The sequence below is a fragment of the Treponema parvum genome (assembly GCF_017893965.1).
GTDB lineage: Bacteria > Spirochaetota > Spirochaetia > Treponematales > Treponemataceae > Treponema_D > Treponema_D parvum.
In genome coordinates this window covers 1,057,486-1,080,846 of record NZ_CP054142.1, presented here as the reverse complement: position 1 = coordinate 1,080,846, position 23,361 = coordinate 1,057,486, and the positions used below count along the sequence as shown (strand labels likewise).

Sequence of the window (23,361 nt, the reverse complement as noted above, 5' to 3'; positions counted from 1 at the left end):
AAAATATCACTATGGTATATTTAATGCATAAAAAATTATAAAGCAGGCACAGCATGACAGATCGTTCAAACGGCAATTCGCGGCTGTACATAATAGGCGCGGGTTTTGCCGGTCAGATGATTGCAAACGATATAAAACGCAAAAAGATTTTCGGCCGCGTGGCGGCGTTTCTGGATGACGACAAGTCGCTCATAGGGACAGAGATAGACGGAATTCCTGTTTTAGGGCCGATAAACAATATGGCTTCTCTATTGCGCTGCAGCCGCGACGACAAGGCGATTATAGCCATTCCAGCCGCTACCGTTGAGAGAATAAAAAACATCTATGAAATTCTCATAAAAAACGGATTCGGGAATATAAAAATCCTTCCGTCCGTAAGTCAGATCGTAGACGGATCCGCCCACTTGGTTCAGGCAAGAGAAATCGATCCTCTAGATATTCTCGGAAGGACTCCCATAACGATTCCGCTTTCAAAAAGCCTTTCCTACCTTCGCGGTAAAAGGGTTCTCATCACCGGCGCAGGAGGTTCCATAGGCTCCGAACTTTCACGGCAGCTATTGTCGGGCGGAGCTGAAAGGCTTTATCTGTTCGGCCACGGTGAAAATTCCATATATCAGATAGACAGGGAATTGCGCCTTTTACAATCCGAAGGCGTAGGAGAAAAAGCGACGATCGTGCCTATAATCGGCGACATGAAAGACAGAGAATACATAAGATACATAATAGCGCAAACGCGATGCGACGTTATTTTTCACTGCGCGGCGTATAAACATGTTCCGATGATGGAAGAAAATCCTGTTGCGGCGATAGAAAATAACGTGTTCGGAACGAAGAACTTGCTTGATTCGGCCATTGAAAACAAGGTTAATCGATTTGTGCTGATTTCCACGGACAAGGCCGTAAGCCCGGTTTCGGTTTACGGCTGTTCCAAGATGATTTGCGAAAAACTCGTATTCGAAGCGTCAAAAAAAGCCGCAAACAAGAGCGCGTTCATGTTCGTAAGATTCGGGAACGTCTTGGGATCCAGAGGATCGATTCTTCCGCTTTTTATGGAACAGATAAAAAACGGAGGGCCTGTAACCGTTACGGATCAGGCGATGGAACGTTTTTTTATGACCATTCCGGAAGCGTGTTCGTTAGTTTTGCAGACAGGCGGAGTCGGAGAAAACGGAGCGGCCTATCTGTTGGACATGGGCGAACCGGTAAAAATTCTCACGCTCGCACAACAGATCGTAAAATTCAGCGGTCTTGAGCCTTATAAAGATATAGACATAAAGATCATCTGCCCGCGGAAAGGCGAAAGAAACGTAGAACCTCTCTGGCTGGAAGAAGAAAGTCCGGTTCCCACAAAATACAAAAAGATCCTTGAACTTAAAAACATAAACGGATTGACCGTTCCCGTTGAAAAATTACTGGAAGATCTTTTGCCGATATGCGTGTACGACAAAAAAAATGCGAAATTCTATCGCAGCAAAGAAAAACTTACAGAAATTCTTTGCAATGCGATTCCGTCTTTAAAAGGAAAACTATGATGGCCGATCAAAACAATCAAGTGGCATTTTCGCGCCCCTCGCTGGGCAAAGAAGAAGAAAACGCGGTTCTGAGCGTTATGAGATCGGGATGGCTCACTACGGGAAAATACGCGCTTCAATTTGAAAACGACTTTTCATCATTTTTAATGCAAAACGACAAAAAAAACGATAAAGGCAAGGACAGTATTATTTCTCTTGCGGTAAACAGCAATACAAGCGGAATGATCCTAGCGATGGAAGCATGCGGAGTCGGACAGGGAACGGCGATAATAACCACGCCTTACACCTTCGTGTCCACGGCAATGTGCGCCAGGCATTTGGGCGCGGACGTATATTTTGCAGACATTGAAAAAGATTCTTACAGCATAGATCCTGAAAAAGTCGAAGAAATTCTTTTAAAAGACAAAGAACGTCGTATCCGCGCAATCGTTCCGGTGCACATAGCCGGCAATGTCTGCAACATGAAAAAGATCATACATCTTGCAAAAAAACACAACGTAAAAGTCATAGAAGATGCGGCGCATGCTTTTCCGTCATGTACAAAAGAAGGATATGCCGGAACCATAGGCGACATAGGAGTGTTTTCTTTTTACGTGACAAAGACCATGACCACCGCCGAAGGCGGCATGGTAACAACGCGCGATGCCGAACTTGCAAAGCGAATGACCGTCATGAGGATGCACGGAATGGACAGGAGCGCATGGGACCGCTATACGTCGCCTAAGGCGTCTTGGGAATACGACATAGTAGCCCAAGGATATAAATTCAATCTTCCGGACATTCTTGCCGCGATCGGCATAGAACAGCTTAAAAAAGCTCAAAAATTTTATGAAAAACGAAAAGAGATCGCGGAATTTTACAATGAAGCTTTTTCAAACCTTGACTTTATAAAGCTCCCTCCGACAGGAGAAGGCAACGCATGGCATTTGTATCTTTTAAGGATCTCGGATCAAAATCTTAAAATCGGACGGAACGCATTCGCCAAAGAATTGCAGAACAGGGGAATCGGAATCTCAGTGCATTTTATTCCCCTGTTTCATTTTACATACTGGAAAAACCTTTACGCCGATTTTACGGCGGATAATTTTCCGAATGCGGAAAAACAGTATTCACAGACGATATCCATTCCGTTGTGGCCGAAAATGAGCGGAAGCGACGTGCAAAAAGTTATAAATGCCGTAAAATCAATCGGAGAAAACTCACATGCTTAAAAAAAAGACGGATAAAACAAAGGCGCCTCATACGTCTATTTCGGATGAATTTTACAGCGACATTGACCTGCCCGGCACGCTTTATGCGGCCGTCATCCGAAGCCCGAGCGATTCGGGGCTCTTCGCAGGGCTTGAAACACCTGTGCTGCCGGAAGGATACGGCATATTTACTGCAGAAGACATACCGGGTGAAAAAAAAGTTAAAATCATGAATACACAAATACCCGTCTTTTCTGACGCTAGAATCCAATATTTCGGAGAACCTGTGGGCATAATAACAGGGCCGGACGAAAGAATTCTGTCGAAACTCAAAAAACAAGTGCATGTGATCATTCACGATGCGGACGAGGGAAAGGTTGAAGCAAAACTTTTAAAAGAAAAAGAGATAAAAACGGGAATCGCATTAAAAAATCTTAAAGCCTTTGACGAACTCTTTAGCAGAGCGGATAAGAGCGTGAGCGGCAGTTGGAATTCCTCTCTTCAAATGCCTTCGTATTCCGAACCGGAAGGTGTTTTTTGCCATATAAATAACGGTATCCTAAGCGTATGCACCCCCACGAAGTGGATAAAAAACCTGAGAAACACCCTTGCATCGGTACTGAATTTCAGCTCTGAAAAAATTTCAATCACAAAAACCGTAACTCAGCAATACACAAAAAACGGCAGCTGGAAAAATGCAATTATTTCAGCGCAGGCGGCTTTGGCGGCCTTTAAGACCGGCAAGCCTATAAAATTGTGTTTTTCCGAAGAAGAGCAGAGAAAATTCATAGATCAGGGCTTACCGATCGAAATATCATATAAAACGGCTATAGACAAGGAAGGCAGAATAAGCGCGATGGACATTGCGATAAAAATAAACGCAAGCGCGCAATGCATTTTTATCGATGAAATGATCGATATGCTTATGATCGCTTCGTGCGGTGTTTACAACATAAAGAATTTACGCATAAAGGCAAAAGTCTACGATTCAAAGTTACCGCCTTCGCCTCAAAATATAAACGATACGGCGGCACAGGCTTTTTTTGCGCTGGAAAATCAAATGAACAATATAGCGGCCGTGATGGATATTCAGCCGCACGAGCTTCGCACAAAAAACATGTGTCCGGTCGGCAAAAAAAGCTTTATGCCGTTCAAACTCGCGCTGCCGGAGACTGAAAAAATTCTCGAATCCGTTATAAACGTTTCCGATTTTAAAAGAAAATTCGTCACTTACCGTATCGACTGCGAAGAAAGAATAAAATCTCCGGAATTTCAAAGATTCGCCCTGCGCGGGATAGGACTTGCCTCCGCTTTCAACGGATCGGGATCTTTCGCAATTGGAGGTTTTTCAAACGACTACAAGATAGACGTAACGTTGGAGAGCGACAGCACCCTAACGATACACGCGCTTCCTCCCTCTCAGACCGTAACGGAAATATGGAAAAAAACTGCGGCTGAAATTCTCGGACTGGACGTTTCAAATATCCGCATAGACAGCATATTTGAAAACGATCGGGAACCTTCGTTACCTGAAAATGTTTACAGCAACTTAAGCGAAATTACTCAGCTCTTAAAAAAATGTTGCACAGCCATACAAAGCAAACGGTTCAGGAATCCTTTACCCATATCGGTTTCAAGATCCGCTTCTTCCTCGCAAAAAAAACAATGGTATCCTGAAACCCTTACCGGACAGCCGTTCACCGGCAGCGCATTCGCTTCGACGGCGGTGGAACTTGAATTGGACCCGTGTACTTTCCAATGTAAGCTTAAAGGAATATGGATAACGATAGACGCAGGAGAAATATTGGTTACGGAAGCGGCGCAAAATAACGTGTATCTTGAAATAGACCGCGTTCTTTGTATGCTTTTTGAAAACGAAAAACTCGACTGCCCTAAAATATCGGTAAATTTTATCGATTCTCAGGACGATCCCAAGCAAGTGCAAGGCTTGGTTCTAAATACGCTGCCGGCGGCATTTATGTCGGCGCTTTCGCAGGCGATGGCTCAGCAGATAAACGTTTTGCCGATAGCGACAAATTATTTGTCTTTAAAAGAAAATTTTAAAATACGGGAAAATTTTGAAAAAGACGAAAACGCCCATAAAAATAATAAAACGGAACAAAAAATTCCTGAAACAGCGGAAGGGAAACAATGAAATTACAGATAAAATTAAACGGACAAAACCAAGCGCTTGACGCTTCTCCAGATGCGTCGCTTGCGGAAGTTTTAAGAAGTCTTCACTTATTTTCAATAAAAAAATCGGGACAAAACGGAAGCGGAAGTTCCTGCACGATACTTTTAAACGGCAAGCCCGTTCCCGGCGACATAATACCCATAGCCGTACTGAAAAACGCAAATATAGTTACGCTTGAGCATTTTATGCAGACGGAAGATTACAAGGACATAAAAGAAGGTTTTGAGCAAGAAGGAATAAACTTGTGCGGTTATTGCAACGCGGGAAAAATTTTTACGGCGTGGGACATAATTCAAACTTACAAAAGGCCTACCGCCGAAGAAATTGAAGCTGCCGTATCGGGAATGAGTTTTTGCTGCACAAACAAAAAAGCATACATAACAGGCATAAGGCGATCAATATCGCTGAGAACAAAGCGAATAGGAAATATGAGAAATGGACGAAGATAAAATTCAGGTTTTTTCAGCGGAAACTTTAAATGACGTATTTTATCACATAAAAACCGTGGCCGGGCTTAAAATAACGGGAAGCTGCACAAAAACCTCGCCTCTGCCTGAAAAGCTGCTTTCAACGTGCTCGATTAAAGAATTGACGGAAATAACAAGAAAAGAAAACTACATTGAAACAGGGGCAGCAGTTACATTAGGAAAATTGACGGCATTAGGAAATTCAAAACTGCCTAAGGTTTTGTATGAAGCGATCACAAGCATTGCAACTCCGCACATAAGAAACATCGCTACGATCGGCGGGAATGTGTGCCTTTTTCCTGTGCGTGGAACATTATTCGCGCCGCTTCTTGCGTTGGACGCAGGGTTTGTTTTACAGAACGAAGAAGAAACTCTAACCGTTCCCGCAGTTAAATTTTTATCCGTTCCGAATTCACACGTGCTCACAAAAATAAGGATACCTACCGAAGACTGGGATATTTCCGAATTCCACAGAGCGGGAGCTTCTCACCACCTTTTGGAGACATCGAGCTCTTACGCATTTTTGGCAAACGCGGAAAACGACATTTTAACAAAAATAAGATTCGCCTTTTCAGGTCTTCACACTTTTAGAAGCATAAGCCTTGAAAACAAGATCGAAGGTTCGCGTCTTCCGCTTGAAGAAAAATCCGTCTCGGATTTTATAAAAGATGCAGGCGATGAATTCGATAAAATCTTTGAAGAAGGCAGAGATCCTTCCCCTGTAAAAAAAGAATTTTTAAGGTTCGTCGCTTATTCTTTAAAAAAATTAAGTTAGCGTAAAGACGATGACCAAAGTTACAGCTTAAGTCCTTAAACTTAGCGGATAAGCATAGCGTCTCCGTAAGAAAAAAATCGGTATTTGTTTTCTACCGCAGTTCGATAAGCGGACAAAACATTTTTTGTATCGGCAAAAGCGCAAACCAGCATTAAAAGTGTAGATTCGGGAGTATGAAAATTAGTAAAAAGAATATCCGTTACTTTAAATTTAAATCCCGGATAAATAAATATATCGGTTTTTCGGGTTCCTGAAAGCACAAGACCGTTTTCGTCGCAGGCCGACTCAAGAGTACGCACGGACGTCGTTCCTACCGCAACGATAGGGCGTAAATCTTTTTTTGCCTTATTGATTTTTTCGGCAACGTCTTCCGAGATGGAAAATACTTCCTCATGCATCTTGTGGTCTTCGATATTATGCTCGCGCACGGGAAGAAACGTTCCGAGCCCCACGTGCAACGTAATAAATTCCCGCTCTATTCCCTTATCGTAAAGTTTTTTAAGCGTGGCTTGAGTAAAGTGCAAGCCTGCCGTCGGACAGGCGGCGCTGCCCACCGTTTTGGCATAAACATTTTGATAGCGCTCGCCGTCACTCTCGTCGTCGCTTCGGCGAATATAAGGCGGCAAGGGGATATGTCCGTTTTTTTCAAACCAAGCTTCATCGATCGCGGAATCAAGTTTTATGGAACGAAATTCGCTTCCGGAAAATTTTTCGTTTTCAATTATCGTTCCGCAAAGCCCGTCCGGAAAAACATAGGTCATTCCCGGCCTTTGCTTTTTAGCGTTCCGAACCATTACCTTCCAGATCAGTCCTTCGCTGTCCGATTGATTTAAAAACATAAATTCCTGCCGGCGGCCGGTAGACTGCTTTACGGCGTAAAGGCGCGCCCTTCTCACACGAGAATCGTTAAAGATCATGAGGGCGTCGCGAGGAATCAAGTCGCAAAGGTCTTCCATACTATGATGAAAAACTCTCCCCGTTTTGCGTTCCAATTCCATAAGCTTATCCTGCCCGCGGATCTTCGACGGATATTGAGCGACAAGTTCTTGCGGCAGTTCAAAATTAAAATCCGATAATATCATTTTAAAAAAGAAGTCTGTTTTGAGCGTTGCCGGCCAATGAGTCGGCAGGATTAAACGGCAAATTCAAGTGTTTGAAAGCTTTTTCCGTAACTACGCGCCCGCGGGGCGTGCGCTGTAAAAGACCGCACTGTATCAAGTACGGTTCATAATAGTCCTCAAGGGTATCTATTGACTCGCCGATCGAAATCGCAAGGGTTTCGGCGCCTACAGGCCCTCCTCCGTAATTTTTGATTATCGAAAGAAGAATTTCCCTGTCATAGTTTTCCAATCCCAAAGAATCTATTCCAAGCCGCTTAAGGCCTTCGGAAACAACGCGCTTTGTAATTTTTCCGGAATTAAAGACCTGCGCAAAGTCACGCATGCGGCGAAGTATGCGGTTTGCGACACGAGGCGTTCCGCGGGAACATTCGGCCATGAGAGAGGCGGCGTCATCGTCAACTTTTACAGAAAGAATTTTTGACGAGCGGTTTATTATAAGCGCAAGTTCTTCGCAAGGATAATAACTGAACCGCTGTATTATCCCGAAGCGGCTTATGAGAGGACTTGAAACCATTCCGGCCTTTGTGGTTGCGCCTACTAGGGTAAAATCTGGAATTGGAATCCGCACCGTGCGTGCTGCGGCTCCCTGACCTATTATCCAGTCAAGTTCAAAGTCTTCCATCGCGATATACAGCATTTCTTCGATGGCAGGCTTAAGTCTGTGAATTTCATCAATAAAAAAAACCGTGCGCGGCGTAATGGTGGAAAGTATTCCGGCCAGATCTTTGGGTTTTTCCAGCGCAGGCGCGCTCGTAACTTTAAAATCCGCTCCCAATTCATGAGCGGTAATCTGAGCGAGCGTGGTCTTTCCGAGTCCCGGCGGCCCGATCAAAAACAAGTGGTCGAGGCTTTCCTTACGGTCACGCGCCGCTTCGATAAAAACGGAAAGATTTTCTTTGACGGCGGTTTGACCTAAAAATTCATCCAAAAGCTGAGGACGTAAACCGGCGTCGTGAACATCGTCCGGCGACGGAATATCCGCGCGCACTATATCGGAAAAATTATTCATAACCTTTTACCTTAAATTGCCTTACCGCACAAGTTCTACAAGGGCGCGCCTGAAAAGTATCTGTTCCTTTTCGGCATGAGAAGCAGCTTTAAAACTTGAGTCTTCGGAAAGTTTTACAAGCAGCAGATCGATTACCTCGGCACAGTCGCGCCTGTCATAGCCCATATTCGAAAGAGAATCGGCGACATCGGAATACGCATCCGTTTTTTGCGGCCGCACAAGGCCTTCGCCGTCAAGGGTCAGCTTTCCCTTTAGCGCAAGCAGCATTTTGGCAGCGGTCTTTTTGCCCACTCCCGGAATTTTTTCAAGGACGGCGACGTTTCCCTCGTCCAGCGCCGAAACCAGCTGAGAACCGGAAATATTTGAAAGAATTTTTACGGCTCCTTTTGCTCCAACGCCGTCAACTTTGAGAAGATCCAAAAACAAAGCTCTTTCTTTTACGGAAGCGAAGCCGAACAGCTTCATGGTATCGTCCCGGTGCAAAAGCCATGTATAGACCTTTGCCACCTGTCCTACTGGGGGAACGGCGTCAAGAGTGCTGTCTGGAACAAGAAGATCCCATTCTATACCGTGAGTTTCTATATACAATGCGCCCGGAAATTTTGCCGTCACCGTACCAGTAAGACTGTTGAACATATTTACAGTATAACAAAAAAAAACGTCCGTGTCATTGAGACGCATTGCCTTTTTGCACGGCATAAGTTCCGTCCGGCATATCGCGCTCGGCAACGTATCCGCTTTTAGCCATACGCAAGAATCCAAGGTTCAAGCCGACCTTTCTTGAAGACTTGTATGACAGCATATTCTTTCCGTTTATATACAAGGAGGCGGATCTTCCTCCGTCCATTTCAAGGGCTTCCCATGCGCCGTATTTCAGCAATACGTCGGCACATTCATCATAGCTCAGGCCTCGGCTCTTGCTTTTCTTTTCACCTTCCGCACAAAGAACATACAGCGTGCTTCCGTCGCGTGAAACGCCCAATGCGGTTCTTGAATCTTTTTTGTCTATATAGCTGCCGTATTTTTTTCCGTCTTTTAGGATAGTAAAAAAGCCGCCCAAAGTCAAAGCAGGCGATTCGGAAAAAGACGCGGCTTCTTTTTGCGAAACGGAAATTTCAGCCTTGTTTCTAAAAAAACTTATCGACGAATATTTTGCGACGGGAAGAAAAAAATCCGAGCCGCCTTCACTATAGACGCCCCTAGGGATTCGCATGTCTTTATATGAAAAAAAAGCCTTTATAGAAGGAATCGCAAAAGGCGTTGCGTTCAGCGCTATAAAAGCGCCCGTTCTAAACGCAAAATCCGAAGTTTTTTCTCCTTTTACGCCTTGCCCTTCATAAATTTTAGGAGGGAACGCCGTCAATGCAATCGAACCGTTCAAATCAATTTTTAAAAGATGATATATAAGCGGTATGTAGAAGTCTTCACTTCTAAGGTAAACGCAGTCGGGCGCAATTTGTGTAAAAACGCTTTTATCGGTTGCGTCTCCGCCGTAAATTCCGCTTTCATTTACTTTGGCAGCGTCAATGTCCGAAGGCACAGACGAGCACCGCAAAAAAGAGGTCATTACGATTAAGAGAAAAAGAATATTAAAAACTTTTTTTTTGATACCGGTTTTTTTTCTACAGGCTTTTTCCCCGCCGCAACTTTTTGAAATGTTTTTCACACAGTTAATATACAAAAGTTTTTCTTTTGAGTATACTCATTTTATGTCCGTAATCGAGCTTAACGAAATATGCAAAATATATCCTATGGGAAGGATAAAATTAAAAGCCGTCGACGCAGCTTCGTTTTCGATTCGAAAAGGCGAATTTGCCGCGATATCAGGGCCTTCGGGGTCGGGCAAATCTACGCTTCTCAATATAATAGGACTCATCGATACCCCCACGTCGGGTACGCTTTTGATCAACGGAATCGATGTTTACAAGAATACGGACTTACAGAATTTAACCAATGTACCTGCAAAACTGGATTCTAACCTTACCGACCTCCGACGTCAAAACATAGGTTTTATTTTTCAGACATTCAATCTCATTCCCGTTTTGAACGTGTGGGAAAACATCGAACTGCCGCTCAAACTGGGCAAACTTCCTGAAGAACGGAGCATGAACAAACGCGAAACTAAAGAATGGATAGAGTTTTTGATAGAAACCGTAGGGCTCACAGGTTGGAAAAAACACAAACCTGCGGAACTTTCAGGCGGACAAAGGCAGCGCGTTGCGATCGCTCGCGCTCTTGCAACAAAGGCGCCGATAATATTGGCCGACGAACCTACAGCAAATCTCGATTCGAAAAACGGCGATCAAATCCTTGAGCTTATGAAAAAACTGAACAGAGAACTCCGCACTACTTTTGTCTTTTCGACTCACGACGCAAAAATAGTTTCTATGGCCGATCACGTAATTGGAATAAAAGACGGGCAAATTCAATAGAAAACAATCAATAATGCAATTGCAACAAAATAGATGTTCCTACCGTAAATTTCAGAGGATCGTCATATTTTCCGCCGTATTCGATCTTAACGCCGTTTTTCCACACTGCGTGAGGAAAAATACCGGAAATAGCGATGCCCGGCTCCAATTCGCCTTGAGTTCGCTTAAACAAATGCTTACCTGAAAGTCCGAGAGCCATATTTTTGCTTTTTCCAAGCCGTGAAATACCGCCGTAATAGGCGATCTTTCTCGTATGAGTCTGTTTTTCTGGTATGTAAACGTCTTGAAATTCTACGTTAAATCCCAGCGCGGGGCCCGCCGTATCCCAAAATCTGTATATACCGCCGGTAAAAATTGTTTTTGAAAAACCTGAAAGATCAGAAGACCGAATTTGCCGACCTGAAAAAACATTTTTTCCCAGATCCTTTAAAAGCGGATAATCGCCCAAAAAGACAATCTGCTGAGCGTAAATATCAAATCCGAGTATAGTGCGTTTGGCTTCGACGCCGGTAAGAAAATCCTTATGCTTGTCTTTACCTGAAAGCACTATCGGGGAATTTTGTGAAGGGAATTTACGCGCAAATAATGTAAACGAAGTATGGCCGAAGACCATCTCCAAAGAAGCCGCCAATGACATATCTTTGTAACTTGTGTCATCAGAAGACCCTTTATACAAGGCAAATCCGTTCAGCAGCCAATTCCCCACGGGCACGCGGATCTGTGCAGACGCTCCGTCCCTGCTGTCGGCTAAAATATTCGTATAAAGAGCGTCTTCGTCGTTTTCATAATTATCGCTGTTGCTGAAAAGTCTTACAGCTCCCCAAAAGGTGTTTTTCTTACCCGCCGTCACATAAATATTATTAAAGAGGACATAATCGAAATACATTTCGTAAAGGCTGAAATTGCACTGTGAAGGCGATTGATCATAGGGAAGTTCCGTACGCAATGTCGCTTTAAGAAAAAGTGCGTTGTCGGGACGCACTGAAAATGACAGATCATTTAAAAAATCGACTCCCGCGCTCATATCATTTTTTTTATTTTCATTCACATAGCCAAGCCCGACTTCGGCTTTCATGTATCCTGAAAAATTCAATGGAAGAGCAAATTGATTTAACTCCGTCTTCCGGCTATCTTCTTCGGACACGACGGCACCGGAAACATCGTTTGCGTCTTCAAACATCGAATCAAGATCGTCAAACGCTGAATCGAAGTCAGTATGTTCGTCCGATACCGTATCGGCTGTAGAACTGTCGGCAATGGACGAAGCCTCTGTAGCCGCATAAGCAGACGACCGGAGAAAAAAAATAGTAAAGAAAATCGAAAACAAAAAAATATTTTTTTTCACTGTTTTATCCGATCCGTCCCGCCGTATATGCGGTTTACCGACACAGCTGCAAATTCGCGTAAGCGCGTTAAGCATAATTTCACTGAGAACCTGCCGTCTCTAAAAACGGCTTTGTGTATACAAAATCTTCAACTTTAGAAAAAGTCGCGTTGGAAATGCTTACCAATGTTCTCTCATACTGCATTTTTTCATTTATTTTTTTTCCGCGCAAATTATCCAAGATAATCATGTTTACCGGAACAAAATAATTTTTCCCGTTGGATTTTATAATCTGATAAGAAGGTATCGCGGTCGTTCTTAAAAGCTGGCCGGACAAACTGTAGTCTTCTTTTTTGCGGACCAGTCCGTCGTCTTTCGTAACCCACAATTTAAGCTCAGGATAATCAGTACCGTCTACCCTCGCTTTAAGATTAAACACGACACATTCAAATTTTCCAAGCGTTACGTATTCGGATTTTTCAATTGAATAATCTTTATGATAACGCTGCGGCATAAAATCGGAAGTATTTGCATTTGTATTTTGAAATTTGTCCCGCGCATTTGTAAACGTAAAGCGTCGGTCGGCGGGATCGTAAAACCATATATTGCCTTCCACTTGAAGATAGCCTTTTCCCTTTTCTTTTGCAGGTCCTGTCATCAAAACCGTCCATTTAGAATCGCTGTCGCGGCGGTACATTTTAGCTTCAAGGAGATTTTTGCCTTCGCCCGGTTTTTCCCGAACGATAGTATAAAAAGCTGAAAAATCCGTATCAAAAAAAGCTGTATTTTCTTCGGCTTTTTTTAAAAGCGAATCGGATTGATCTTTCGGAACTGAAATACTCTGAGAAAACACAAAAGCTGTGCAAACGGCACATGCTAAAATAAAAAAAACTTTCTTGTTCATAAAAACCATAAATAACTCCGATCGAAATTTTAAAATAACCCTATTCGGTTACGGCGAGAGCCTGTACGGGTGTCATAGAGACGGCCTTACGAGTAGCAAACAAAACCGCAAACGCCGTCGTTACAATAACAAAAAAAATCACTTTAAAAACAGAAAACATATCTATACTCGGCACTATAACTCCGTCGGTCAAAAAAATGTCAAACGCGGGTATAAATGACAGATTCCATGCCCTAAGACCTAACGATAGAACAATCGAAAGTAAAAATCCAGCCAAACAGCCTGAAAGCAGCAGCACAAACGCTTCGGAAAGCAGAACAAAGCTTATTCCCCGCCTTTTCATTCCTATGGCCATATAAATTCCTATTTCATTGCAGCGTTTCATAACCAAAACGCGGTATGAACTGCTTACGCCCGCCACGATGATAAGAACCAGTGAAACTATGATAAAGACGGCGATCGCACGCATAGCGTCTATAAGCCCTCCGAGATCTTTAAGATTGGCGGAAATAGCGATCAGAGCGTAAGTAGGAAACGGAAGTCTTGCAGATAAAAGATCCTCGTAAAAAACATATTTATCGTTTACAAGAGGATACATAGGAAATTTTTTTTCCAACTCCGCTTGATAGTAGGCTATGTCCGCGCCGGACGGTTCTTTATCAGGAAAAAACACACCGATGCGATTGGCGGCGCTTTCAGGCAGTCCGAAAGCGGAACGAAGAACGTCAAAGTCCATATACGAAGTATACATGCCGAACAGGCTCGAATCGCGGAATATCCCTTTTACTATGAGCGTCACAGTATTTGTATACGAATTTTGCATCTTCAGCATGAGCGTTATTGAATCGCCCGTATCAGCGCCGAGCATATCCGCAATGGGTTTTGAAAGCAAAATTCCGTTGGTACCGGCCATACCGTCCACCGAACCTGAAACATAATTAAAATAAGTAAAAAGCTTTTTTTCTTTAGTAAAATCCACGCCCTTGATCACTCTCTGTCTTACACCCATTCCCTCAAAATATAGAGCCGCATAAGAAGCTTCAAAATCAAAGCGCGGCGCAATTATTGCATTTTCGGGAAAGACAGTATTCAATTTTTCTATTAATGGATCATAATCGTCAAAATAGAGATTTCCGTTTCCGCCTATAAACTGCAAATCCCCGCCGTAATATATTCTCGCCTTCATGGAAAGCGCTTTAAGCATTCCGTTCATAACATAAATACTGAACAATGAAATTCCCACGCCCAAGCAGCATACGATAAAAAGCGAAACATACTGTTTTTTTCTAAAAAGAAGGGATCTGAGTCCGAGTTTTAATGCAAACATCACCGCGCTCCCTGTATCGCCTGAACTGGACTTATAGAAAGCGCCGTCCGCACAGGATATATCCAGCCTATAACGCCAAGAATCAGTGACATTCCCAGAGAATTTCTTAAATTTGCAAAAGTTATTTTAGTAACAAGGGTGTTCCCGCCGAAAAGTTGAATTAAAAATGAATTTGAAAAAGCAATGTGAATACGGGTAAGCAGAAAAGATGCCAAACTGCCGGTCAAACATCCCAAGATACCGGCGACAAACGTGATAATAAAAGTTTCAAGCATAAACAACAAAGAAACATACTTTCCCGAAGCGCCTACCGCACGCATGGTTCCTATTTCGCGTATTCTGTCCAAAACATTTATCACCAAAGTGTTGTTGACGACAATAAAACCCGACGAAAGGATTATCAAAATGCCGATATTAAAGATAATGCGCATCCAGTACAAGTACATTGCGGAATTTCCGGCCGCATGGCGCCAACCTACGGCTTCGACAGGCCAGCCGTTTTTATGAAATATTCTGTTGACGTCTCTTATAACCTTTCCTGCATTTTTACTTGAATCAAGCCTGACTATAATGAAATTCCATGAACCGCTTTTTGAACCGTTTCCTTCAAATTCCGCCTTAGCGCTAAACGCCGCTCTATCCGAAAGAGAGCCTTCAAGGCTGTCGGCGGAAAGACTGTTTTCAGCGGCACCCTCTCTCTCTTCACGAATAACGGCATCCACATCATTTGCGCCGTCAAATAATGAATCAAGTTCTGTAGCGTTTTTAAGAATTTCCGATGCGGAATCGTCAATTTCAATATCGGATGCAACCTCGTCCATATCCGTTAAAGAACGAAAAGTCGAAGGATCCAACAGCATATAGCGCTCAAGCGTCGTGTTCAAAACCGTATAATCATAAATCGCACTTACGGGAACCGCCCTTATTCTGACTGAAAGGCCGTCAATTACTGAAAATTGAATCATATCGCCGACCGACACGTCCAAAGAAGCCGCAGCCGTTTTTAAAAGCATCGCTCCTTTGCTTCCCGAAACATACGGATTTCCGTCGACGATCCTAAGAGACGGCATATACTTGGCGAATTCCGCGCCGTCAACGCCGAAAAGGTAAACGAACAAGCGCTTTTCTCCGTTTTCGGCAACGGCAAGCCCCGAAACTTGGGGAATAAAAGACTTTACATGAGGATTCGAAGAAAGCACGTCGCATACGGCGTCATAAGGAACAAGATTTTCAAGTTTTGTAAGAGTTCCCGTCACAGGGGTTTCATCTCCGAAAAGGCTTAAAGGAATTTTCGACTTAGGTCTTATTATAAAATCCCCTGTAAAACTGTTTATAAAAACTTCTTCTACACCGTGTTCCGTTCTGTCAAAGACGGAATTTATAACGACCAATAACGCTACGGACATGGCTATAAATAAAATTATAACAAAAGAGCTTTTACGTGAAACAATATTTTTAACTGCAAGTTCAAATAACATAGGCTGCTGTATCTATTTTATGGTATCCTCGTCGCCTGATTGCTTTCCGAAAAGCGTCCCCTTATTCTGCCTGTTAACGGCTCTGTTAATGTAATGCAATACGGAAAAAAACAGCAGAACAAACGCATAAGTTACAACAATAAGAATAGTTCCATTGAATACTTGCAAGTACATCGCAAGCCCTACGGAAATACAGATCAAAGCCTGCATGCTGAGCAAAAAAAGGAGCGCAGCCTGTTTGGTAAAGCCTATGTTCACAAGCTTGTGATGAATATGGCCCATGTCCGGAGAAAAAACGGAACGGTGCTCTCTTGTCCTCCGCCATACGGCCGCAAGGGTATCGGTCATGGGAATGGCGCAGAGCGTGAGCATGATGAGAACCTTATTGTACTCGTAATTTACGGTCGATGAAAACAGAGGGCAAACGGCAACGAAAAAACCTAAAAATTGGCTTCCGCCGTCGCCCAAAAATATTTTGGCAGGAGGCTTATTATACAGTAAAAATCCCGCTATCGAACCGCACAGAACAAGACAAAGCGCCGCCGCGGAGGACGCGGAACGGGCAAAAATTATATAAAGAGCGCCAAGCGTTAAAAAAGAAAGCCCGCCGCAAAGCCCGTCAAGTCCGTCTATGAGATTATACGAATTTATCACAAAGACGATCCAAAGGAATGTAAAAACGTTTCCGATAAACGGAGGAACGTAAAATCCTAAGATACTGTCAAAACTGTATCCGCACACGATAGTTATAAGAGCGGCAACGCACTGTATAATAAGCTTTATACCTGCACGCAGTGGATGAAAATCATCCGTCAAGCCCATAAAAAAAATAAGAATTCCTGCAAAAATCAAAGAAACATTGTAAATCCTATCGGCCACAGGCGTACTGTAAAATAAGCCGAATATGATCTCGGTCACAATAAAAGAAAAAACGACGGCAAGTCCGCCGAGCCTTGGAATATTCCCGCTGTGAATTTTTCTCGAATTCACCTTGTCATAAAAACCGTATTTTCGAGAAAATCTTATAATAAAAGGTATGAGAAGGGCGGAAATAAAAAAAGAAATAAAAAAAAATAAGATCATTATATCCCCTCCCCGTATTTCCGGATAAAAATTCATAATTATCCCGAGATAGGGGAACATATGAACTAAATAGTATAATAATGCATTTTTCCGTTATGCGCAATTGTTAGGATTTTCGGATTATTCCGACTCGAGTTTTATGACTATCACTCTCCTGCCGCGTTCATATTCGGCTATACTACGGTCGTCGCCGACGGTCGTCTTTGCGTGCTGAATCGCTTCGTTTCGGGCAAATCCCGTACAAGGAATTGATGTCCGGCGCACACGTGTTTTATTTTGCGCCGCAGCCCACATGCTTCCGTGCCGCGCGTTGCCTGCCGCAGTCAGTTGTCGCTGCCTCGCATTCCGCCTTGTCTGTGTCATGAGCTTTGTATGCGCCTGCCTATATCTCGTACGGGATAAACAACTCCGGAATAGAGGTATTCGAGAAAACGGCGGACGCTTCCGCTGCCATATCGTTTTGCACCGTCTGCGACAGGGGCAGATGGCAGAGTATCAGCCGTTTTGCCTGCGCTTTTTTTGCAGTCTTCGCAGCCTGACGGGCGCTTGAGTGCCCCGCCTTTTCGAGCGCAGCTTCATCGGCTGCGGTGCCGCCCGCTTCGTGAACAAGCAGATCTGCATTGTACATCTGTAGAGGAACTTCTTTCAGCATGCGCGTATCCGCCGAATACGCAAAGCGCGACAAGCCGTCCGTCAAGAGGACGCCGCAAGTCTGAATAGAATGATCGACATCAAAGAGCTCTATACGAAGCGTTTCATCTAGGTCGACGGGCTTTCCGTCGTAAACCGTCCACCGTATCGGAATCATATTTTCTTTTTCAAAAAGAGAAAATACGCCGCATAGCGCTTTTGCACACTCAAGAGCAGACGCACTTCCTATAATATGCAAAGGCTTCGAACGTTTTAAAATCCAAAGATTATGAATTAAAGAAGGCAGAGCGTACAGATGATCGATATGCGCATGCGTCAGAATCACCGCATCGAGATCCACAGGATCGTATCCCGCCTGCCGAATCAGCTGCGCCGGAGAGCCGCTCGTATCGATTAGAACAAATATTTTTCCACTGTCTACTAGCAAAGACGTATTTCCTGAACTTGCGCTTTGCAGACTTCCTTGACTGCCGAGAAAAATCAGCTTCATGCCGTTTTCCGCTTACGTGTTATTATGGGAAAAATGATCGAAAAAAGAGCTCCGGCGATAAACAGAAGACAGATAGGTTTTGTAAAAAATGTAAAATAGTTTCCGCCTGCAAGTTTTACAGCGCGCCTGAAATTCTCCTCGAACATGCCGCCTAAAATCAGCCCCAACACGATCGGCGCGATCGGAAAATCGTTGCGTTTCAATACGTAGCCGATCAACCCCATCGCAAGCGCGATTCCCATATTGTAAATGCCCACAGCCGTAGCTTGACCGGCGATCGCATAGGAGCCGATAAACGACAAAATGAGCACTAACGGCAGCAAAAGCTGTTGGGGAATGTTCAGCACTTTCGGATACAGTCGGATGCCTCCCAGCTGAAAGACCGCCATAAAGATATTCGATATAAATAAGGTCACAAAGATTGCGTATACGAGAGCCATGTTTTGCTGGAACAACTGAAAGCCGGGCGTTATCCCTTTTATCATCAAAGCGCCGATAAGTACAGCCGTAGCGGCGTCGCCCGGAATTCCCAACGCAAGGGCCGGGATCAGAGCTCCCCCTGTTACCGCATTGTTCGCAACTTCGGGCGCAAATACGCCTTCGATACACCCGCTTCCGATCGGCTCGAGTTTTCCTTTTGACGATGCGCAAATATCCTTTGCCGTATTTCTTGCCAAAAAGACGGCGATCGACGCTCCCGTACCGGGGATCGCCCCCACAACAGTACCGATGCCGGTAGAGCTTAAAATTATTTTCCACATCTGCCCTATCTTTTTTAAAGGCGGAAAGACATGATCGATTTTAACTTTTTCGGTTTTCGACGCGGGGCGGTTCATTCTGTGCATTTCAAAAAACACCTGCGAGATTCCGTACAGGCCTATGAGCGTGGAAGTCAAATCCAATCCCTTTGCCAAAGGGGTCGTAGCCAGATACGAAGAAAACGGTATTCGCAATTGCCCGCTGAAAGGATCCGTTCCTAAAAAAGCGAGCGACATACCGAACGCGCCCATGAGCAAACCTTTCATAACATTGTTTGCCGAAACGGAAGCGATTATTACAAGTCCGACCAGGGCAAGAGTTGTCTTTTCCGCAGGTCCGAAGGCAAGCGTCAAGCGTGCAATCAAAGGAGCAAACAGAACAAGGCAGAGTAAACTGCCCATCCCTCCTATAAACGATGCGACAATCGCACTGCCCAAAGCCTGATCCGCTTTGCCTTTTTTCGTCATAAGGATGCCGTCTTCGACGGTCGCTATGGCGTTGGGGTTTCCGGGTATGCCTAACAATATCGCAGGAATGGAAGCGCCGCTGACCGCTCCGCAGTATACGGCAAGCAAAAGCCCTATTCCCGTCGCGCTTGGCAAATGAAAACTGATCGGCATAATCAGCGCTATGCCCATCGTAGCCGTCAGCCCGGGAAGCGCTCCGAGTATTATGCCTAAGATCGACCCGAACGCCATCCACAGCAATGTCGATATATTCGCAACCTGAAGCAGCCCCTGAAAAAAAGTATCCATAAAGATGCCCGCCCCCTCACCAAAAAATAAATCCTTTGACCAATTCGACAAGGAACAATTGTTTAAAAACAAGATAGATTATTTCGGTAGATGCCGTCGCAATTACAACCGAAAGCCACGTATGGTACGCGCTCTTATCGCCGTTTGCAGGCCATTTTTTTCGGCAAAACTTCACGGCGGCGACAATCCAGACTGTCGTAATGACTAAAGTTAAAGAGGCCGTAAAAGCGGGAGAGCCTATCCACAACGGAACTATTCCCTTCCTTCCTGCAGACAATAGATTGCGGGTAACAAATCGGCCGAGCGTATATAGCAGCAAAACGTTAACGAGGGAAGCGACGCAGCCGGATGTTAAAAATTTCCAATCCTTTTTGTCGATGTTTCCCTGCTGATTTACAAAACACAAACAAAACAGAAGAAGTACCGTGCACGGAATAAAACCCGCCCTCCGTATACAAAGTATGTAAGCGATTGAAAGCGCAAGCGTAAGGACAAACAGACGCTTTTCGGACTTGGACATCGCCTCTCGTTCTTTTTCGGTACGCTTATCGGTTATCAGCAAATACACCGATGCGATAAACATAAAAATCGAAAAGACGAGCGGTAAAATCATGCCGCCCGGATCGCCGCCAACTTCGTCGCCGATCATCCTTGAACTGCCGGATGCGATCACATAAACAAAATACAATCCCGATAAGATAAAGAAAGCTATCGGAACCGGTTTTTTATCTTTAAGCATGCCGTTTGTCCTCATCGATTTATTTCATTTTATATAAACCGGCTTCTTTCAATATCGGCTCGTAATCGGCGATAATGGTCGCATCGTATGCGGCAAAGTCGTCGAGCTTATGAAACGATTGAATAAAACCGTTCGTCTTCATAAATTTTTGAAATCCGTCGGAATAAAAAGCCTTTTCAACCGCGTCGGCAAGCCATTTTTTAGCCGCTTCAGGCGTACCTTTTTTTACCGTTAAAGACCGGAAAGATCCGCTCGGTATGGAAAGTCCCGGATAGCCCGCTTCCGCGATTGTCGGTACGTCCGCCAAGTCGGGAATAGAACTGTGTTTTTCACCGAGAATCGCCAACGGACGAAGCGAGGCCTTATTCGCTTTGACTTCGGATTGACTGAAAATTCCTACATCGCAATGACCGCCCAAAACGGAAGCTATAAGATCCGCTCCTCCCTTAAAAGGCGTTACGTTGAATATTTTATTTAAAGCGAGATTTATGCCAACGCTTGCGACTCCCGTCGCTCCTCCCATACCTGCGTTTCCGAACGTGATTTTTCCGGGATTCGACTTTGCAGCCGTTTCAAGTTCTTTTAAGCTTTTCCACGGTTTGTCGTTCCTAACGGCAATGATAAACGGATCCCAGTTCAAAGCCGCAATATAATCGAGCGCTTTATAGCCTTCGGTTAACCCCTGCATCGTAGCAGCGGTCGTATGCGTACCGGAACCCAAGAGAGTATACCCGTCGGCGCTTCCGTTGATCACCTCATTCGTACCCGTCGCGCTTCCGGCTCCGGGTATGTTCGTCACGATAAAATTCTGCCCCGTCGCCTTTTTCAAATCTTCGACCAAAGCGCGGAAGATCAAATCCGTACTGCCTCCGGCCGCATGAGGAACGACGATCGTTATCGTCTTTTCGGGATCGGGAAAGGCGCTTTCGTTAGACCCCGCCGCAAACAGCGGAACGACAAAAAGCGCCGCTAACAACATTAAACCAATTTTTTTCATACATACCTCCGAAATATTTATATATATTACGCGTATGCGCTCATGCTGTAAAGCGCACGTACGTTCTGTCGTCGAAACTTATATTTCCGTTTTCTATTCCCTTCGTAGACGCATAGAACCTAAAACAATACGGATCTTCGTGCAAAAGCCGCGTAAGTTCGTCTTCGCTTTGCTGCAGCGTCGGAAACAATATGGGATATCCGTCGCTTGCCAAAACAACTTCCGAACTTTTTTCCGGCAACCGAATCCTTTTTATCAAAGACTCTGGTATTTTATCGCCGTTGATAAGAGCATATCCGTAAGGCGTATCGTTGCGATTCGCAAAAGCCGTAGATTGAACAATCCACGGAAGGATCGCTTTTCTGCCTTCATCGACAAAACTTCCGCCGTCAAAAGCCTTATCTTTCTCCAAATGGAGTATCATGCTGCGCAGGCCGGCAAGAATGACGTCGCTTTTTTTTATATTAGTATACGGTACGCCGTCAACCATCGCCTGACAGTCGCCTATAAGCCATATCTCCCGCTTCGCGACGGAATAGATAGCTCCGACCGCCTGCAAACCGTATTCTTTTTTATTATACGGAAAATCGGTTTGTTTATAAAAATCCTCAAATGCGGCATTGCAGTTTTTGATTATATCGCCGCAATCTGCATCGGGTGCGCTTTTCTTGACGGCTTTTTCGATCAATTCCGCCGCAATTCGTCCGGTTTTCTTTTTGCCGCAGGTAAAATCGCTTTTAGGTGTAACGCCGTCTATTACAGCAATAAAATGATCGGTAATCGTCAAAATATCTTCACAATAACCGTCGTTCCGTTTGCCTTTTACTATGGACTCTACTATTTTCATATCAAAATCATACTTTATCGAATATGCTTATTGTATGCTAGCCCTGATTTCCGTGTATCGCGATTTTTTAATTGGACAATCCGTAAAACCGCTACTATAATTAATGATAAATAGGTACTAAAAAACAGGTTTTTAGAGGTGCCATAAATAATCAAAGGGGGAAATATGAAGTTAAAGAAATTTTTTTTATCAGCAGCAGTAATAGTTACTATGGTAGTATTTACAAGTTGTGGCAGAGAGAAGAAAGGAGTATCAAATACTTCAGAGGGACCTATAACATTCAAATTATCATTGGTAGATCCTGAAAATTCAAATTTTGCAAAAGGAGCTAATAAAATAGCTGAAGAAGTTGAAAAAGCAACAAACGGGAAAATAAAAATAGATGTTTATGCAGGAGGTTCTCTTGGAGGAGAACGAGATACTGTAGAGCTTGCAATGAGCGATAACCTTGATATTGCAACAGCAGCTAACTCTGTTTTAACAAATTTTATACCTGAAATGGGAATACTGGATCAACCTTATTTATGGAGTAATTCAGATCAAGCTCATACAGCAATTGACGGAGCTGTAGGAGATTTAGTTAAAAGAGAAGCTTTAAAACACGGTTTACATGTAATAGGTTTTATGGAATCCGGATACAGAAATACTTTTTCAACAAAACCCATAAAAATTATGGCAGATTTTAAAGGAATAACTATTCGTACAATGGAAAATAAATATCATCAAGCAGCCTTTGAATCATTTGGGGCAATGCCGGTGGCAATGGCATACAATGATGTATTTACAGCATTACAACAAAAAACTATAGATGCAGCTGAAAATGCAACAGCAAATTGTCTAGCTTCAGGATATTATGAAGTTACAAAATTTATTACAAATACAAAACACGCTTATGTATATATTGTTCTTTGCATGTCTGATGCTGCTTGGAAAAAAATACCAGAAGATTTACTAAAACCTTTCTTAGATGCAGTTCAAAGAGGGGTAGAAGCTCAAAGACAATATTTGTTGGAAGCTAACGAAGAAGCAACCAAAGAATTGAAAGAAAAGGGAGTGCAATTTTTTGAAACAGATACAGAAGTCTTAAAGAATGCTTATAAAACAAAAGCAGCTGAAAAAAAATTTACATTTGATAAAGAATGGGAAGAAGCAGTTCAAAAAGCTATTAGTGGTGCAAAATAAAAAAAACACAAGCAGATTTACGGAATCGAGCCCCCTGCGTGGATTCATTAGTGAAAAAGGTAGGCATTACTCGACAGTGCAGGCGGCTCCGGATTTCCAGAAGTC

General features: G+C 43.8%; 22 protein-coding genes. 7 read left to right on the top strand and 15 right to left on the bottom strand.

Annotation, left to right across the window (positions count from 1 at the left end; translation table 11 throughout):
- Window positions 1–53 precede the first annotated feature (53 nt).
- From HRQ91_RS04790 to HRQ91_RS04770, 5 genes are read left to right on the top strand one after another with little or no spacing between them, the layout of a single operon-like run.
- Complete coding sequence (locus HRQ91_RS04790) at window positions 54–1,532, top strand: polysaccharide biosynthesis protein (protein ID WP_210120505.1); 1,479 nt, start codon at window positions 54–56, stop codon at window positions 1,530–1,532.
- On the top strand, window positions 1,532–2,743 hold the full coding sequence (locus HRQ91_RS04785) for a DegT/DnrJ/EryC1/StrS family aminotransferase (protein WP_210120736.1): 1,212 nt from the start codon (window positions 1,532–1,534) through the stop codon (window positions 2,741–2,743). The genes HRQ91_RS04790 and HRQ91_RS04785 overlap by 1 nt, the downstream gene beginning before the upstream one ends.
- Window positions 2,736–4,877, top strand: coding sequence for a xanthine dehydrogenase family protein (locus HRQ91_RS04780; RefSeq protein ID WP_210120504.1), 2,142 nt, complete (start codon window positions 2,736–2,738; stop codon window positions 4,875–4,877). Before HRQ91_RS04785 ends, HRQ91_RS04780 begins: the two co-directional genes overlap by 8 nt.
- A complete protein-coding gene (locus tag HRQ91_RS04775) occupies window positions 4,874–5,365 on the top strand; it encodes a (2Fe-2S)-binding protein (protein WP_210120503.1) in 492 nt (163 codons plus the stop codon). The genes HRQ91_RS04780 and HRQ91_RS04775 overlap by 4 nt, the downstream gene beginning before the upstream one ends.
- The gene (locus tag HRQ91_RS04770; RefSeq protein WP_210120502.1) at window positions 5,352–6,158 is read left to right on the top strand and encodes an FAD binding domain-containing protein; all 807 of its coding nucleotides are present in this window, start codon (window positions 5,352–5,354) and stop codon (window positions 6,156–6,158) included. The genes HRQ91_RS04775 and HRQ91_RS04770 overlap by 14 nt, the downstream gene beginning before the upstream one ends.
- Window positions 6,159–6,199: 41 nt before the next feature.
- Here the strand turns inward: HRQ91_RS04770 and queA are convergent, their stop codons facing one another.
- Genes queA through HRQ91_RS04750 form a run of 4 tightly spaced genes read right to left on the bottom strand, consistent with a single transcriptional unit; the run spans window position 6,200 to window position 9,828 of the window.
- Window positions 6,200–7,240, bottom strand: coding sequence for a tRNA preQ1(34) S-adenosylmethionine ribosyltransferase-isomerase QueA (gene queA / locus HRQ91_RS04765; protein ID WP_210120501.1), 1,041 nt, complete (start codon window positions 7,238–7,240; stop codon window positions 6,200–6,202).
- 1 nt (window position 7,241) lies between these two features.
- Window positions 7,242–8,288: a Holliday junction branch migration DNA helicase RuvB gene (ruvB, locus tag HRQ91_RS04760; protein WP_210120500.1), complete on the bottom strand. Its 1,047-nt coding sequence runs from the start codon at window positions 8,286–8,288 to the stop codon at window positions 7,242–7,244.
- A gap of 21 nt (window positions 8,289–8,309) precedes the next feature.
- Entirely contained in the window at window positions 8,310–8,924 is a 615-nt protein-coding gene (gene ruvA / locus HRQ91_RS04755) for a Holliday junction branch migration protein RuvA (RefSeq protein WP_210116698.1), read from the bottom strand.
- Window positions 8,925–8,955: 31 nt separating this feature from the next.
- The gene (locus tag HRQ91_RS04750) at window positions 8,956–9,828 is read right to left on the bottom strand and encodes a phosphodiester glycosidase family protein (RefSeq protein ID WP_210120499.1); all 873 of its coding nucleotides are present in this window, start codon (window positions 9,826–9,828) and stop codon (window positions 8,956–8,958) included.
- Between the two features lie 169 nt (window positions 9,829–9,997).
- Here HRQ91_RS04750 and HRQ91_RS04745 point away from each other — a divergent pair, with 169 nt between their 5' ends.
- Window positions 9,998–10,720 (top strand): ABC transporter ATP-binding protein, encoded by a 723-nt coding sequence (locus tag HRQ91_RS04745; protein ID WP_210120498.1) that lies wholly within the window; start codon window positions 9,998–10,000, stop codon window positions 10,718–10,720.
- Between the two features lie 7 nt (window positions 10,721–10,727).
- On the opposite strand, the gene HRQ91_RS04740 is transcribed toward HRQ91_RS04745, so the two are convergent.
- The 11 genes from HRQ91_RS04740 to HRQ91_RS04690 form a co-directional block, all read right to left on the bottom strand.
- A complete protein-coding gene (locus HRQ91_RS04740; RefSeq protein WP_210120497.1) occupies window positions 10,728–12,065 on the bottom strand; it encodes a porin family protein in 1,338 nt (445 codons plus the stop codon).
- A 79-nt stretch (window positions 12,066–12,144) separates the two neighbouring features.
- Window positions 12,145–12,957, bottom strand: coding sequence for an outer membrane lipoprotein-sorting protein (locus HRQ91_RS04735; protein WP_210120496.1), 813 nt, complete (start codon window positions 12,955–12,957; stop codon window positions 12,145–12,147).
- Between the two features lie 31 nt (window positions 12,958–12,988).
- Entirely contained in the window at window positions 12,989–14,275 is a 1,287-nt protein-coding gene (locus HRQ91_RS04730) for an FtsX-like permease family protein (RefSeq protein ID WP_210120495.1), read from the bottom strand.
- Complete coding sequence (locus HRQ91_RS04725) at window positions 14,275–15,753, bottom strand: ABC transporter permease (protein ID WP_210120494.1); 1,479 nt, start codon at window positions 15,751–15,753, stop codon at window positions 14,275–14,277. The genes HRQ91_RS04730 and HRQ91_RS04725 overlap by 1 nt, the downstream gene beginning before the upstream one ends.
- A 12-nt stretch (window positions 15,754–15,765) precedes the next feature.
- Window positions 15,766–16,836: an MraY family glycosyltransferase gene (locus HRQ91_RS04720; protein ID WP_210120493.1), complete on the bottom strand. Its 1,071-nt coding sequence runs from the start codon at window positions 16,834–16,836 to the stop codon at window positions 15,766–15,768.
- 120 nt (window positions 16,837–16,956) lie between these two features.
- On the bottom strand, window positions 16,957–17,199 hold the full coding sequence (locus tag HRQ91_RS04715) for a hypothetical protein (protein WP_210120492.1): 243 nt from the start codon (window positions 17,197–17,199) through the stop codon (window positions 16,957–16,959).
- 19 nt (window positions 17,200–17,218) lie between these two features.
- Window positions 17,219–17,977 (bottom strand): MBL fold metallo-hydrolase, encoded by a 759-nt coding sequence (locus HRQ91_RS04710; protein WP_210120491.1) that lies wholly within the window; start codon window positions 17,975–17,977, stop codon window positions 17,219–17,221.
- Window positions 17,974–19,491, bottom strand: a complete 1,518-nt coding sequence (locus HRQ91_RS04705; RefSeq protein WP_210120490.1) for a tripartite tricarboxylate transporter permease — start codon at window positions 19,489–19,491, stop codon at window positions 17,974–17,976. Before HRQ91_RS04705 ends, HRQ91_RS04710 begins: the two co-directional genes overlap by 4 nt.
- A gap of 16 nt (window positions 19,492–19,507) precedes the next feature.
- The gene (locus HRQ91_RS04700; RefSeq protein WP_210120489.1) at window positions 19,508–20,230 is read right to left on the bottom strand and encodes a tripartite tricarboxylate transporter TctB family protein; all 723 of its coding nucleotides are present in this window, start codon (window positions 20,228–20,230) and stop codon (window positions 19,508–19,510) included.
- Between the two features lie 19 nt (window positions 20,231–20,249).
- Window positions 20,250–21,227 carry a Bug family tripartite tricarboxylate transporter substrate binding protein gene (locus HRQ91_RS04695; protein ID WP_210120488.1) on the bottom strand — a complete coding sequence of 326 codons (978 nt, stop codon included), beginning with the start codon at window positions 21,225–21,227 and terminating at the stop codon, window positions 20,250–20,252.
- Window positions 21,228–21,267: 40 nt separating this feature from the next.
- On the bottom strand, window positions 21,268–22,074 hold the full coding sequence (locus tag HRQ91_RS04690; RefSeq protein WP_210120487.1) for a hypothetical protein: 807 nt from the start codon (window positions 22,072–22,074) through the stop codon (window positions 21,268–21,270).
- A 165-nt stretch (window positions 22,075–22,239) separates the two neighbouring features.
- Here HRQ91_RS04690 and dctP point away from each other — a divergent pair, with 165 nt between their 5' ends.
- A complete protein-coding gene (gene dctP, locus HRQ91_RS04685; protein ID WP_210120486.1) occupies window positions 22,240–23,256 on the top strand; it encodes a TRAP transporter substrate-binding protein DctP in 1,017 nt (338 codons plus the stop codon).
- The last annotated feature ends 105 nt before the right edge of the window (window positions 23,257–23,361 follow it).

Bases quoted from the DNA above. Each gene is read 5' to 3' on its own strand.
- HRQ91_RS04790 (WP_210120505.1), top strand. From the start codon at position 54: ATGACAGATCGTTCAAACGGCAATTCGCGGCTGTACATAATAGGCGCG.
- HRQ91_RS04785 (WP_210120736.1), top strand. From the start codon at position 1,532: ATGGCCGATCAAAACAATCAAGTGGCATTTTCGCGCCCCTCGCTGGGC.
- HRQ91_RS04780 (WP_210120504.1), top strand. From the start codon at position 2,736: ATGCTTAAAAAAAAGACGGATAAAACAAAGGCGCCTCATACGTCTATT.
- HRQ91_RS04775 (WP_210120503.1), top strand. From the start codon at position 4,874: ATGAAATTACAGATAAAATTAAACGGACAAAACCAAGCGCTTGACGCT.
- HRQ91_RS04770 (WP_210120502.1), top strand. From the start codon at position 5,352: ATGGACGAAGATAAAATTCAGGTTTTTTCAGCGGAAACTTTAAATGAC.
- queA (WP_210120501.1), bottom strand. From the start codon at position 7,240: ATGATATTATCGGATTTTAATTTTGAACTGCCGCAAGAACTTGTCGCT.
- ruvB (WP_210120500.1), bottom strand. From the start codon at position 8,288: ATGAATAATTTTTCCGATATAGTGCGCGCGGATATTCCGTCGCCGGAC.
- ruvA (WP_210116698.1), bottom strand. From the start codon at position 8,924: ATGTTCAACAGTCTTACTGGTACGGTGACGGCAAAATTTCCGGGCGCA.
- HRQ91_RS04745 (WP_210120498.1), top strand. From the start codon at position 9,998: ATGTCCGTAATCGAGCTTAACGAAATATGCAAAATATATCCTATGGGA.
- HRQ91_RS04735 (WP_210120496.1), bottom strand. From the start codon at position 12,957: ATGGTTTTTATGAACAAGAAAGTTTTTTTTATTTTAGCATGTGCCGTT.
- HRQ91_RS04730 (WP_210120495.1), bottom strand. From the start codon at position 14,275: ATGTTTGCATTAAAACTCGGACTCAGATCCCTTCTTTTTAGAAAAAAA.
- HRQ91_RS04725 (WP_210120494.1), bottom strand. From the start codon at position 15,753: ATGTTATTTGAACTTGCAGTTAAAAATATTGTTTCACGTAAAAGCTCT.
- HRQ91_RS04720 (WP_210120493.1), bottom strand. From the start codon at position 16,836: ATGATCTTATTTTTTTTTATTTCTTTTTTTATTTCCGCCCTTCTCATA.
- HRQ91_RS04715 (WP_210120492.1), bottom strand. From the start codon at position 17,199: ATGACACAGACAAGGCGGAATGCGAGGCAGCGACAACTGACTGCGGCA.
- HRQ91_RS04710 (WP_210120491.1), bottom strand. From the start codon at position 17,977: ATGAAGCTGATTTTTCTCGGCAGTCAAGGAAGTCTGCAAAGCGCAAGT.
- HRQ91_RS04705 (WP_210120490.1), bottom strand. From the start codon at position 19,491: ATGGATACTTTTTTTCAGGGGCTGCTTCAGGTTGCGAATATATCGACA.
- HRQ91_RS04700 (WP_210120489.1), bottom strand. From the start codon at position 20,230: ATGCTTAAAGATAAAAAACCGGTTCCGATAGCTTTCTTTATCTTATCG.
- HRQ91_RS04695 (WP_210120488.1), bottom strand. From the start codon at position 21,227: ATGAAAAAAATTGGTTTAATGTTGTTAGCGGCGCTTTTTGTCGTTCCG.
- HRQ91_RS04690 (WP_210120487.1), bottom strand. From the start codon at position 22,074: ATGAAAATAGTAGAGTCCATAGTAAAAGGCAAACGGAACGACGGTTAT.
- dctP (WP_210120486.1), top strand. From the start codon at position 22,240: ATGAAGTTAAAGAAATTTTTTTTATCAGCAGCAGTAATAGTTACTATG.